The 13,098-nt window shown below is 64.8% G+C and carries 9 protein-coding genes; 3 read left to right on the forward strand and 6 right to left on the reverse strand.

The window, feature by feature from the left end; all coding sequences use genetic code 11:
- A partial coding sequence (locus tag K288_RS51040) for an ISAs1 family transposase (RefSeq protein ID WP_152535779.1) occupies positions 1 to 258 on the forward strand: 258 nt, incomplete at its 5' end.
- Positions 259 to 319: 61 nt separating this feature from the next.
- Here K288_RS51040 and K288_RS0133025 read toward each other — a convergent pair.
- Together K288_RS0133025 and K288_RS0133030 are read right to left on the reverse strand one after the other, a co-directional pair.
- Positions 320 to 2,218 carry an adenylate/guanylate cyclase domain-containing protein gene (locus K288_RS0133025; protein WP_027583396.1) on the reverse strand — a complete coding sequence of 633 codons (1,899 nt, stop codon included), beginning with the start codon at positions 2,216 to 2,218 and terminating at the stop codon, positions 320 to 322.
- Between the two features lie 141 nt (positions 2,219 to 2,359).
- Positions 2,360 to 4,393 carry an AsmA family protein gene (locus tag K288_RS0133030; RefSeq protein ID WP_027583397.1) on the reverse strand — a complete coding sequence of 678 codons (2,034 nt, stop codon included), beginning with the start codon at positions 4,391 to 4,393 and terminating at the stop codon, positions 2,360 to 2,362.
- 220 nt (positions 4,394 to 4,613) lie between these two features.
- Between K288_RS0133030 and K288_RS0133035 the strand changes: the two genes are divergently transcribed.
- The gene (locus tag K288_RS0133035; protein ID WP_027583398.1) at positions 4,614 to 5,288 is read left to right on the forward strand and encodes a Crp/Fnr family transcriptional regulator; all 675 of its coding nucleotides are present in this window, start codon (positions 4,614 to 4,616) and stop codon (positions 5,286 to 5,288) included.
- Positions 5,289 to 5,302: 14 nt separating this feature from the next.
- On the opposite strand, the gene K288_RS0133040 is transcribed toward K288_RS0133035, so the two are convergent.
- The 4 genes from K288_RS0133040 to K288_RS0133055 form a co-directional block, all read right to left on the reverse strand.
- Positions 5,303 to 8,446 carry an efflux RND transporter permease subunit gene (locus tag K288_RS0133040; RefSeq protein ID WP_027583399.1) on the reverse strand — a complete coding sequence of 1,048 codons (3,144 nt, stop codon included), beginning with the start codon at positions 8,444 to 8,446 and terminating at the stop codon, positions 5,303 to 5,305.
- A complete protein-coding gene (locus K288_RS0133045) occupies positions 8,446 to 9,378 on the reverse strand; it encodes an efflux RND transporter periplasmic adaptor subunit (RefSeq protein ID WP_027583400.1) in 933 nt (310 codons plus the stop codon). Before K288_RS0133045 ends, K288_RS0133040 begins: the two co-directional genes overlap by 1 nt.
- 151 nt (positions 9,379 to 9,529) lie before the next feature.
- Complete coding sequence (locus K288_RS0133050) at positions 9,530 to 10,189, reverse strand: OmpA family protein (RefSeq protein ID WP_027583401.1); 660 nt, start codon at positions 10,187 to 10,189, stop codon at positions 9,530 to 9,532.
- Between the two features lie 147 nt (positions 10,190 to 10,336).
- On the reverse strand, positions 10,337 to 11,821 hold the full coding sequence (locus tag K288_RS0133055) for a caspase family protein (protein WP_027583402.1): 1,485 nt from the start codon (positions 11,819 to 11,821) through the stop codon (positions 10,337 to 10,339).
- Positions 11,822 to 12,186: 365 nt separating this feature from the next.
- On the opposite strand from K288_RS0133055, the gene K288_RS0133060 reads away from it, so the two are divergent.
- Positions 12,187 to 12,993 (forward strand): N-acyl homoserine lactonase family protein, encoded by an 807-nt coding sequence (locus K288_RS0133060; protein WP_027583403.1) that lies wholly within the window; start codon positions 12,187 to 12,189, stop codon positions 12,991 to 12,993.
- Positions 12,994 to 13,098: the final 105 nt, after the last annotated feature.

The following is a 13,098-nucleotide window of genomic DNA, read 5'->3' on the forward strand; positions in this document are numbered from 1 at the left end:
TCCCCCAAACGGCTGCTCCACGTTACGCGCAGCCACTGGGCCATCGAGAACCAGCTCCATTGGGTGCTCGACGTCCACTTCGCCGAAGACGGCAATCGCGCGCGAAAGGATCATGCGCCGGAGAACTTGGCCATTCTGCGTCGGCTCGCCCTCAATCTCCTGCGAACCCACCCCGATCGCAAATCCATCCGTCTCAAGATCAAACGTGCCGGCTGGGACGATGCTTTCCTCATGCAGCTCCTCAGCCATATGCGATAGCCCTGCCCGCAAGCGGGAGAGGGAGCCCGGCAGCGGCGCAAGCGGCCTACTGCGCGGCGAGCTACTCCGCCGCCGCCTGTTCGGCTTCGCCCTTCCAGCGCAAGATCTCCGCGGCCAGCACCGGGTGATTGAATCCCTTCAGCTGCAGGTCGTCGATCGGCCTTCCCTCGACCAGCTTCTCCACCATGCCGTAGACGCGGCGGCTGACCACGATCTGGCCGGCCTTGGCCTCGGCGCAGAGGCGGGAGGCGAGGTTGGTGACGCTGCCGATCGCGGCATATTCGAGCCGCTGCTCGAAGCCGATCTGGCCGAGCGTGGCATAGCCGAGCGCGATGCCGATGCCGAATCCGAGATTGTGGCCGCGGTTGCGCCAGCGCTCGGTGAGGCCGCCCACGGTGTCGCGCATCTCGACCGCCATCCTCACCGCGCGCGCGGTGTGGTCGGCGAATTGAATCGGCGCGTTGAACAGCACCATCACGCCGTCGCCGGCATAGCGGTCGAGCGTGCCCTCGTAGCGGAAGATCAGTTCGCCAAGCGCGGCGTGATATTCGCGCAGCACGTTCATCGCCTCTTCCGGCTCGGTGCTCTCGGTGAACGCGGTGAAGCCGCGCAGGTCGCAGAACACCACGGTCACCTCGCGGCGGTGGCTATCCAGAAGAGAGTCGTGGCCGTCGGAGGAGGCGATCAGTTGCGCGACCTGCGGCGCGAGGAAACGCTCCAGGCGGCGGATGCGCTCGATCTCGCCGAGCTGGGTCTCGACGCGCTCCTCGAGGTGGCGATTCCAGTCCTTGAGCTGCTCGGTCTGCTGCTTGAGCTTGTCGGCCTGCTCGCGGACGATGGAGTGCGCGGCTTCGAGGTCCCGCGTGCGTTCCTTCACCTTGGCTTCGAGGTCGGTGTAGGTCTCCTGCAGTTGCGCGGCCATGCTGTTGAACTGCTGCGCCAGCTCCTCCAGCTCGTCGGCGGTCTTGACGTCGATGCGGTGGCCGAAATCGCCGGCACCCAAGCGATGCGCGCCGGCGCGCAGCGCGGTGATCGGCACCAGCATCCGCCGCGCCAGCACCGTGCCGGCAATGATCGCGACCACGAGGCCGAGCGCGATCAGGAGCGCGATGCGGGCGAGCTGGTCGCGGATCGGCGCCAGGGCTTGCGCGGTCGGCTGTTCGAAGAACACCGACCAGCCGAGGGCGGGCACCGCGCGCGAGGTGGTCAGCACCGTATTGCCGTCGACATCCTTGCCTGTCGCGGGCCGGGCGCCGCCGGAAGCGAGGATCGCGGCGACCTGCGGCAGCTTCGACAGGTCCTTGCCGATCTCGGGCCCGTTGGCGGATGCCGCCAGCACGCGGCCCCTGGGGTCGACGACATAGGCGAAGGTCGACTTGCCGACTTGGGTGTCGCCGAGCAGGCCGGCGAGGAAGCCGAGGTCGATCTCGGCGATGGTGACGCCGGCGTTGAAGCCGGAATGTGCCAGCCCGATCGACATCGACGGGTGGCCGTCGCGGAAAGTGGCGCTGGCATAGTTGGTGCCGCGCGTCAGCGTGTCGGTGAAGCGCGCGTCGCGAGTGAAGTCGGTGTTGCTTGCGACCGTCACGGTCTGGCGGTTCAGCCGCAGCGTCTCGCGGCCCGAGCCGTTGACCTGGGTGAGCTGGATCACCTGCGGCACCTGGCCCAAGAGCTGGGCGTAGTCGGCCCGGCGCTGCTCGGTCGTGGTGGTGGAGGCGCGGGTGACCCAGCTGATCTGCCGCTCCAGCTCGGTGATCGATTGCTCGATGCGGCGGGCAGTGGCGTCGGCCTTCTCGCTCATCGCATCCGTGAGCGCCACCTTGATGCCGCGGTAGGAGATCCAGGTCTCCATCGCGCCGTTGACCGCGAGCACGAACACGACCAAGCCGACCAGCGCGCTGACATATTTGGCGAACAGGCCCTCGCGCAGGAACCGGGTCTTGTCCTTCACGGCGCTCATCAAAGCCCTCGTGCACCCCCTTTGCCGGGTGCGCGCAAATCCTTCCCGCGGCAAAACGGTGTCACGGCCGCGTTCGGCCCCCGTTCTAGCACGGATTACGCAAGGATTGCCGGTCGTGGCGCGAGGAGGCGGTCGGGCGCCCTAGCGATTGAAGAGCTGTCGCAACACTTCGTTCATCGCCTGGCTGTCCTGCGTCTCGCCGCTGTCGCTCGGCGGCGCAGGTGGGGCGGACTGGGGCTGCGGCTCAGGCTGCTGCGGCTGGGCAGGCGGGATACTGCGGCTCGGGCGCTGCGGCTGGGTTCCGCCTTGGCCGATGCCGCCGCTCAGGCCCTGCTGGATCAGGTTGCCGATGGTCTCGCCAAGCTGGCCGCCGAGCAGCCCGCCACCTTGGCCGGACTGGCCCTGGCCGTTCGTGCTGCCGCCCTGGGTGTCGGTTCCGCTCTGGCTGCCGCCGAGAAGTCCACCGAGCGCGCCGTTCGGCCCGAACAGGCCCTTGCCCATCTCGCGCAGCTTGGCATAGGCGGCCTCGGGATTGTCGAGGATGCCCTGCATCTCCGGATAGATGCGCGGGCCATCCCACGGCCCCTCGATCATCACGGGGATACCAAGGCCGACCGGATCGGTAGTGCGGCCCTGGCCCTCGGTGGTCAGCACCAGCTTCGGCTCGACGCGGAAGCCGATCATCTTGGTGCCGAGATCGATGGTGCCGACGCCCGTCATCTTCACCAGCGGTCCGACCAGGTTGAGATCGGTGGTCACCGCCTGGCCCTTGTCGATCTTGAAGGAGGCCGAGAGCTGGCTCAGATCGGTCGCGAGTTGATCGTCCTCCTGCCAGCCGGAGAGGGGGCTCGTCGTCAGCGAGCGGATCATCTGCGCCACGTTGAGGCCGCGGATCGCGCCGTCTCGCAATACGACGAATGCCGTGCCGCTCATATTTCCCATGATCGCGCGCTGGCTGTTGCCGGAGGAGCGCACCGCGATCTTCGCCTGCATCCTGCCGTCGATCTTGTCGAAATCGGCAAGGCTGCGCAGCAACGGCAGCGCCCGCACATTGCTGAGATCGGCACTGAGCGCGTAGGTCGGATTGCTAGTGGAGACGTCGAGGGCGAGATCGCCATTGGCGTTGCCCTCATAGGCGCCGAGATTGGCGAGCCGCGCCTTCAGCACGCCGCTCATCAGCGTCGCCTCGATCGCCGCCGGCGCGAAGCGGCCATCGCCGATGTTGAGCTCGGCCGCGGAAATTTTCGCCTGCGCGTCGACATAGTTCAGTCCGATGAGGTCGAACGAGGCATTGCTCCAGGGCTGCGCCGCCGTGCCCGCGCGGCCGCGCTCCATCGCCAGCGAGAGCCGCTGGAAGTCGAGATCGAGCTTCACCAGCGGCTTATTGCTGGCGATATCGACCGAGGCCCAGCCGTTGAACGCGCCGTCGCCCAGCGTGCCGCTGACGCCGTTGAACATCACCAATGTGCCGTTGAGCCGCACCTCGGTTCGCGCCGACAGCGGCGCCTGCAACAGGCCCGGCGCTTCGAAGGCAATTTCCGTCGGGATGTTCTGACGCTCGATCGGCTGCGCCGGTGCGGTCGCCTTGATCTCGAATTTCAGCGGCTGGCCGCCGCCCCGCGCATTACCGCTGATGACGATCTTGCGGTCGCTGCCAACGGTCGCATCGGCGTTGACGGCCTCGATCCGGCTGTCGACGCGGTCGCGCACATTGGAGAACACGATTGTGCCGCCGGTGACGCTGACATGCTCGATGCCGAATTTGGTCTCGCCGGTGCCACCGGCGCTGCTCTTTGCAGGCGGATTGGGCTCGCGCACGCGCTGCAGCGGCATGGTCAGCACCGGCCGCACGATCAGAAGGTCGGTGACTTGCGGCTGACCCGACCACAGACTCGATAGCGTGACGTCAGCCTGGATGCTGCTCGCGGTCAGGCGGTCGTTGATCTCGCGGTCCTTCGGATCCTGCAGCGCGATATCGTTGAGCGTGATGTTGAGCGACGGCCACAGGCTGATCTTGGCGCCGCCGTTGATGGCGAGCCGATAGCCGGTCTCGCGCGCGACCCGGTCCTGGATCGCCGACGTCAGGAAGCTGGAGGGGATGCCGATCACGGCAAGCAGCGCGATGACGACGATCACGGCTCCGATCGCGGCGCCTGCGATTTTCAGTGCTCTCATCTCGACATTCCAGACCGCGCAAACGTCACGCAACTGGCCGCGCCACAGCGCAGCCGGCCCCACAAGTTTATCTCGGAAACAGATTTCCGCTCAAAGCGATCCAAAATAATCCGCCGCAGCTGCAAACTTATGTGACTTATGGCACACTTCAATGGGGGTGAATTTTGTTAATCCGGGCTGCAGTCGAGCCGCGCGGGAAGTTTTTGTGGAAGGCATTACAATGAGCAAACAGGCCGAATTTGCGGTCATTTTGAAGATGAACCCGATGTTCGCCGATTTGGGGGCGGACGAATTGCAGCGGCTTGCGGGTCTTTGTCACACCCAGCACCTCCAAGCCGGCGAGGTGTTGTTCCAGAAGGGCGATGCCGGTGACGCCCTGTTCGGGGTCCGGCGCGGTCAGGTCCGCATCGAGACCGGCGCTTCCGACGGCATGCGGCTGACGCTCAACTTCATGGGTCCCGGCGAGCTGTTCGGCGAGGTCGCCGTCCTCGACGGCCAGGACCGCACCGCGGATGCGACCGCCGGCGAAGCAAGCGAATTGTTCGTGCTGCGGCGCGAGGATTTCCTCTCCTTCCTCGAGCGCGAACCGAAGGTCGCCGTCAAGCTGATCGAGCTGCTCTGCCAGCGCATCCGCTGGATGAGCGAGCGGATGGAGGAATCGGTGCTGCAGCCCTTGCCGGTCCGTCTCGCCAAGCGGCTCTGTGCGCTGGCCTCGGACTACGGTTCCGAAGTTCACATCTCGCAGGAACAGCTCGGCGTCTTCGTCGGCGCCGCACGCGAAAGCGTCAACCGGCAACTCCAGCTCTGGCGCAAGGATGGCATTTTGGACCTGCAGCGCGGGCGGATCCTGCTGCACGACATGCCCAAGCTGAACGCAGTGGCGAGGAACGAGTAGGACGACCGCGCCGTCTACTCCGCCGCGGGCGAGACCATCGTGGGTGGCTGCTTGGCCGGCGGCTCGCCGTGGTGGTCGGAGGGCGGTTCTTCGTCGGCGTGCGAGACGATCAGCCGCTTGCCGAAGTGCCAGATCACGTTGCCGATGTCGTCCATCACCATGAACATCGCCGGCACGAACACCAGCGACAGCACCGTCGAGAACAAGAGGCCGCCGATCACGGCGAGCGCCATCGGCGAACGGAACTCGCCGCCGGCACCGACCGCAAGCGCGCTCGGCATCATGCCGGCCACCATCGCAACGGTCGTCATTACGATCGGGCGCGCGCGCTTCATGCCGGCGTCGATCATCGCTTCCTCGCGCCGACTGCCGGCACGGATCGCTTCGATGGCGAATTCCACCAGCATGATCGCGTTCTTGGTGACGATGCCCATCAGCATCAGGATGCCGATCCAGACCGGCGTGGTCAGCTGCTTGCCGGTGAGCAGCAATGCGGCGATCGCGCCGCCGATCGAAAGCGGCAGTGAGAACAGGATGGTGATCGGCTGCAGGAAGGTGCCGAACAGCAGCACCAGCACCGCATAGACCATCATCAGGCCGGCGGTGATTGCGGTCGCGAAGCCATCCGAAAGCTCGTTGAGGCTTTCGGCGTCACCCGATGGGCTCACCCTGACGCCCTTCGGCAGGCTCTTCATCACCGGCAGCTCATAGATCTGCTTGGTGGCATCGCCGAGCGCGGCGTTGCCGACGAGGTCGGCCGCGACCGTGGCCTGCCGCTCGCGGTCGTAGCGGTTGATGCTCGTCGGGCCCTGGTCGAGTTGGATATCGGCGACAACCGACAGCGGCACGCCGCCGCGTTCGCCGCGCTGGCCGAGCGGCACCCGCAATTGCTGCAGCATCTGCAGATCGCTGCGCGCGCTATCCTCGAGCTGAACGCGGATTGGCACCTGGCGGTCGCCGGCATCGAATTTCGCCAGCGCCGGGCCAACATCGCCGATGGTTGCCACACGGATCGTCTGCGACAGGCTCTCGGTGGAGACGCCGAGCCGCGCCGCCAGTTCGGAGCGTGGCCGGATGCGCAGCTCGGGACGATCGAGCGCGGTTTCCGAGATCACATTGGCAATGATCGGGATCCGCTTCATCTGTGTCGCAAGCTCGCTTGCGACATTGTTGACGATATTGCTGTCGACGCCGGTCACGACCAGCGAGATCGCCCGAAGGCCATTCTCGTCGAGGAACCAGTAGCGGATGTCAGGGACGTTCTCGAGCTCGTTGCTGATCGAGAGCTCGAGTTCGCGCTGGGTGATCTTGCGCTGGTTCTTCGGCGTGTAGTTGATGATGAGCGCGGCGCGCCGCACTTCCTGCGTGCCCGGCGGAACCCGGCCGCCGTCGACGAATATGCTTTTCACCTCTGGCCGTTTGCGCAGGCGTGCGACGATCTCTTCCGTCACCTTCTCGGTTTGCGCAAGCTGCGAGCCCGGCGGCAGCTCCATCGCCAGCAGCGAGCGCGCGGTGTCCTGCGCGGGCAGGAACCCCTGCGGCAACAGCCTGATGCTCCAGATCGATGCCGCGAAGACGGCAAAGCCGATCACCACCGTGATGTAATGATGCTTCACCGACCAGGTGACCAGGCTGTGATAGCTTCGCAGCACGCGACCCGGCGGCGGCTCCTCGTGCGCCTGATGTTTGAGGAAATAGGCAGCCAGCATCGGCGTGACGAAGCGTGCAGCAAGCAGCGAGAAGAACACCTGCACCGACACCGTGATGCCGAACTGCTTGAAGAACTGGCCGGCGATACCAGACATGAAGCTCGCCGGCGCGAAGATCGCGATGATGGTGAGCGAGATCGCGATCACCGCGAGTCCGATTTCGTCGGCGGCTTCCAGCGCGGCGCGGTAGGGCGATTTGCCCATGCGCATATGGCGTACGATGTTCTCGATCTCGACGATGGCGTCATCGACAAGGATACCGGTCGAGAGCGTGATGGCAAGGAAGCTGACGAGGTTGAGCGAAAAGCCCAGGATGTCCATCGCCCAGAACGCCGGGAAGATCGACAGCGGCAACGAGACCGCGGCGATGATGGTGGCGCGGAGGTCGCGCAGGAACAACAGCACGATGATGACGGCGAGGATCGCACCTTCGAACAGGGTCGAGATCGCCGCTTCATAATTGCCCTTGGTGAATTCGACCGAAGTGTCGATCAGCTTGAGATCGACATCGGGGTAGGCTGCCTTCAGCGCATCGATCCGTTTCTGAACCGCGGCGGCGACCACCACGTCGCTCGCGCCCTTGGAGCGCTTGATGCCGAGCGCGACCACCGGCTCGCCGTTGAAGCGGGCGAAGGTGCGGCGGTCGGCGATGGTGTCGGTCACCGTGCCGAGATCGTCGAGCCGCACCTCGCCGCCGCCGAACAGCGGGATCATGGTGCCGGCAAGCTCGTTCAGCGTCTTGGCGCCGGCGAGCGTGCGGATAGCCTGGTCATTCTTGCCGATCTCGGCGCGGCCGCCGGCGAGGTCGACATTGGTGCCGCGCAGGATCTGGCTGACGTTGACGGCGGTCAGCCCCGCCGCCTGCAGCCGATCGGGATCGAGCGAGACGAGGATCTCGCGCTCGACACCGCCGATGCGCTCGACCTGGGCGACGCCGCGCACACCCTGCAGCGCGCGCTTGACCACGTCGTCGACGAAATAGGAAAGCTGCTCCGGCGTCTTGCCCGGCGAGATCGCGGCATAGGTGACGATCGGCAGGCCGATGACGTCGACGCGCTGGATCAGCGGTTCCGTGACGTTTTGCGGCAGGTTGGCGCGAACACGGGTGACGGCGTCCTTGACGTCGTTCAGCGCGCGATCGGTGTTGGTCTCCAGCGCGAACTGGATGGTGGTCACGGAGAGGCCGTCGGTGATCGAAGAGGAGATGTGGCGGACGCCCTCGACGCCAGAGACGCCGTCTTCGATAGTCTTGGTGACCTGTGCCTCGAGTTCCGATGGTGCTGCGCCGAACTGCGATACCGCGACCGAGATCACGGGGATATCGGCGCTCGGCAGCCGCGTCACAGCAAGCTTGGCGAAGGAGACCCAGCCCAGCACCAAAAGGATGATCGAGAAGACGATCGACGGCAGCGGGTTCCGGATCGACCAAGCCGAGATGTTCAAAGCCATTAGCGTGTCCGCGTGCGCTCGAGTTCGTCGGCGAACATGATCTTGATCTGGTCGCCGTCATGCAGCGAGGTGCCAGCGTCGGCGACGACGATTTCGCCGACGTCGAGGCCCTCAAGGATTTCCGTTGACGTGTCCGAGGTCAATCCGACCCGCACTTTCCGCGTCTCGATCGTGTTGCCCTTGACCACCTGCAAGGTGAGGCGGTCGATTGCGGTGCGCGGAACGGCGACGCCGCAAGAGCGCTTGGCGTCGATATTGGCGCGGGCGAACATGCCGACCTTCAGCGAGGGATTGTTGGTGAGGGATATCCTGACACGGCCGAGCTGGGTGTTGCGGTCGATCTGCGGCGAGATCTGGCGCACCTTGCCGACCATGTCGGGCGCATCGTCGCGGCTGATCCGCACGGTTGCGCCCGGATTGAGCTTCAGCAGGTGAATGCTCGGCACCTCGGCTTCCAGCTCGATCTCGTTGTTGATCGCGATCCGGAACATCGGTCCGGCCTGCGGCGAGGCGGGGGCGCCGACGGCGGTCCGCACCTCGGTGATCAGGCCCGCGGCCGGCGCGCGCAGGGAAAGCGATGGCCCGCGTCCGCCGGCCTGGGCTGCTTGCTGCGCTTGTTGCGGCGGCGGGGTCAGGCGCGCAAGTTCCTGGTTCTCGGTCACGGTGTCGCCCTCACGGACCAAGACATCGGTGACCTTGGAGCCTTCGTGGTCGACGCCGACCTGCGCTTCGCGACGCGGCACGATATAGCCGGTGACGCGCACCATGTCGGAGAAGCAGGCGTTGGTGGACTTGGTGACGGCGACGAGCGCCTGGCCCGGCGTTTCCTTCTCTTCCGGATGCGAGCGATGCTCGAACCAGTAGTAGCCGGCGCCGAGTGCGACGACGAAAACTGTTCCGAGCACGGGCTTTAGGTATTCGGAGAATTTCATCGCCGGATCGATCCAGACCTGAAGTTTAGCTGAAGCGGAACGCTTCGAATTGTTTGAAGTCTATTGCTAAAACAAATGCGTCCCGCAGGGGTGCGAGACGCATCTTACTCTCAAAATATCACGTGGCGCTACGCCGTTTACCCCGACGGAGCTACTTGGACGCAGTTGCCTTGTTTTCCATGTTCACGACCTGCACACGGCGGTTCACTTCCGCCAGCGGCTGGCCCGGATCCTTCAGCTTGCTCTTGCCGTAGCCGACGGTGACGAGGTCGGAACCATTGATGCCATATTTGTCGACGAGATAGCGCTTGATAGCCTCGGCGCGGCGCTCGGACAGGTCCTGGTTGAAAGCCTCGCCGCCGGCGGCGTCGGTGTGACCGGCTACGACGAAGGTCGAACCCTTCAAGTCCGCATTGGTCAGCGCGCGGCCCAGGGCCTGCACGGAGGGTAGCGACTTGGCGTTGATCTGGGCCGAGTTGTAATCGAAGTTGATTTCCAGATCGATCTTGGGCTTGTCCTGGACGATGGTCGCGATCTCCTCGCGCTCGGCCGACGACAGCGAGCGGGTGGCGCGGCCGCGGATGGTCTGCACGAACTTGTCTTCGGCGGCGTTGGCGGCCGGTTCGACCTTCGGTCCGATCGACAGGCCGCGGGTCAACGGCTTCTTCTCGGGCGCCAGCGCCCTGAGGATCTGCTCTTCGGTGACGTTGTCGCCGGCCTGGGCGGCCACCATGCCTAGGGCAAGCGTGGCGCCGATCGTTGCAACCGAAAGCATCGCAGCAAGATTTTTCTTCGCAATGATGTCGAACATTGTCAGCCCCTGTTGCGCTGTTCGCGTGGTTTCAAATCGATCTGCCAAATCGCTGCCGGTTGCTTGATCCCGGCTTATCTCAAATTTTTAGTCTAGCACGTCCGCCCGAGGTTCGAGGCCGGACGGAACTGCCCACCCAAATCATAGTCACTGCACGCCATAATCGGCGAATTCCTTGACGATGTTCGGGTCCATCGCCTTGGCGTTGGTAATATCCAGATCCCCTTCCGCGATCGAGCCGTTACGCTTCTTGGCAAGACCGCGCCCATACAGGGAGGACGTCAATCTGGGGTTGAGCTTCAGCGCCGCATCGAAATCGGCAATGGCGTTCTTGGCCTGCCCGCTCTTCAGATTCAGGAGGCCGCGGCTGTCGAGGGCGTCGACGAAATTCGGGCGCAGCCGCAGCGCCTCGTTGCAATCCTTCAGCGCGGCCTGCAGGTCGCCGACGACAGTGCGGGCCCAGCAGCGGTTGTTGTAGGCCTCGACATCCTTGGGGTTCAGTCGAAGCGAGTTGTTGAAGTCCTTGATGGCGAGCTCGTAGGCGCCCTTGCTGGCATAGACCTGGCCGCGGCGGTAAAGCGCTGCTGCGTCATCCGGATTGTCGTTGAGGCGGGCCGTCAGGGTCTTGATCGTCGGATCATCGGCCAACGCGTCGGCCGGCTTCGGGGTCGGCGTCGGCGATACGGCGATATCCGCCGGTCGCGGCATTGGCGGCGACGGTAATGGCAGCTGCGGCTCGGATGGCGGCGGCGCGGTGGCGGTTTGCGCCGGAGGCGCAGGCGGCGACGGTGGGGCAGGTGGCGCCGGCGGGGCAACCGCCGTCTGAGCCGGCGGTGGCGGCGGAGGCTCAGGCGGCGGTGGGCTCTGCGGCCGAGCCGCTGAACCCGGAATGAAAGAGAAATCCTCCGCGAGCGAAGACGATATCCACGGCACCTGCTCGCTGCGCGAGGCACGGGTGACACCGACGCGGGTGCGGTTCAGCGTCTCCTCCGCCATGAGGTCGGGGGTGCGGATCTCCTTGAGCAATTCCCGCACGAACAGGCTGTGGTCGCTGCCATTGTCCGAGATCACGGACGACAGCGCCGCCGAATACATCACCAGCGTTCCGTTCGGCGCGATCACGGGCGCAAGGCCGGCTGAAAAGCTTCGGAAGCGGCGCTCGAACGGGTTGCGCCTGGAAGCATCGATCAGGGCGATCTTGACGCCGGCGCCGCGGCTGTTGATCTCGCCGAGGACCGTCTCGAGGCTGAAACCGTCGCGGCGGACGTCGGCCTCGCTCCAGATCTGGGCGTCGATCGGGATCATGTAGCTCTGGCGGCTGGACTGGATCCCGTAACCCGAGAAGAACAACAGGACGACCGAGCCCGGCTTGATCTTGGTGTAGAGTCGATCGAAGGCGCGCCGCATTTGTTCGCCGGTTAGATTTTCCCCGACGTCAACGTTGAAACCGTCGCGCTTGAGCTCGTCGGCGACGTCGCGCGCGTCATTGATCGGCTCCTTCAGCGGCGCATCCGCATCCGGATATTTGGCGTTGCCGATCACCAGAGCGAAACGGTCGCCCGCAGCGAAGGAGGGGGCGGTCGAAGCGATGGCGAAAATCAATGTGAGGAGTAAAGCAAAGCGGATGTTCATAATCGCGGCAGCCCAGCAAAAAAGACGCCGATCCCGGTCTGCGCCGCGGCGACCTTACTCTACGCAACCGGCATTATCAAACCGCGCCCATAGGCCGTCAACCACTTGCGCCGTCACCGTTAATTGCGACAATTAAGCGCGACGCGGCGGCTTCCTGCAGGGCAATAAGGCGCCTCTGTTCCGGCGGCAGCGCAGGTTCCGTCGACGCCGCGCGGACGACAATGTGAGGCCTTCTCACTGTGTCACACTCATTGGTTCGCGCGATCCTGTCATGCAGCCGCAGCGAGCCCGCAAGATTTGACCTTTGCGGATGACAATGGCTTGCTTGCCGCGCAAGAGGCCACCTAACGAGAAAAGCGAAACCAATGGGAAACGCCTACGAGATCTATGCCCTGCGCTATGCGACGATGTCGCCGCGCACCCCGAACATGAACTTTCTTGCGCCCGATCCGCATGAGACCGCGGCGCAGGACCTCGACTATTTCGTCTGGCTGATTCGGGGAGCTGGCCGCGACATCCTGGTCGACACCGGCTTCAACGCCGAGGAGGCCACGCTGCGCGCCCGTAAGCTGACGCTCAACCCGGTCGATGCGCTCGATCGCTTTGGCGTTTCGGCGGCATCGATCCGGGACGTGATCGTCACCCATCTGCATTACGACCACGCCGGCAATCTCGACCGCTTCCCCAACGCGCGCTTCCATCTGCAGGAACGCGAGATGAGCTACGCGACCGGACGATGCATGTGCAATGGCATGCTGCGGCATCCGTTTTCGGTCGAGCATGTGACGCTGATGGTCCGCCACGTCTATGGCGAGCGCGTCACGTTCCACTCCGGAGATGGCGAGGTCGCGCCTGGAATCACCGTGCACCGCGTCGGCGGCCATTCCGACGGCCTGCAGGTGGTGCGGGTCGAGACCGCGCGCGGTCCGGTGGTGCTGGCATCGGATGCGGCGCATTACTACGCCAATCTGCAGAAGCGCAGTCCGTTTCCGATCGTCTACAACATCGGCGACATGGCGATCGGCTGGGAAACCGTCGAGCGGCTCGCCGGGCATCCCGATCGTTTCATCCCCGGGCATGATCCGATCGTTGCCGAGATCTATCCGCGAGCGAGCGACAAGGTCGACGCGTATGCCCTGCATCTGGCGCCGTCGCGCTCGTTTGCGAAGTAGGTTCAGTAGCGGTGCTGACTTGCGAAGCATATCGATCCGCAGCAGCTAGTTCAGCCGTCATTGCGAGCGAAGCGAAGCAATCTATCGCTCCACGCGCGTGGAGGC

Origin of the sequence: Bradyrhizobium sp. Ai1a-2 (assembly GCF_000426245.1) — a bacterium.
Taxonomy (GTDB): domain Bacteria; phylum Pseudomonadota; class Alphaproteobacteria; order Rhizobiales; family Xanthobacteraceae; genus Bradyrhizobium.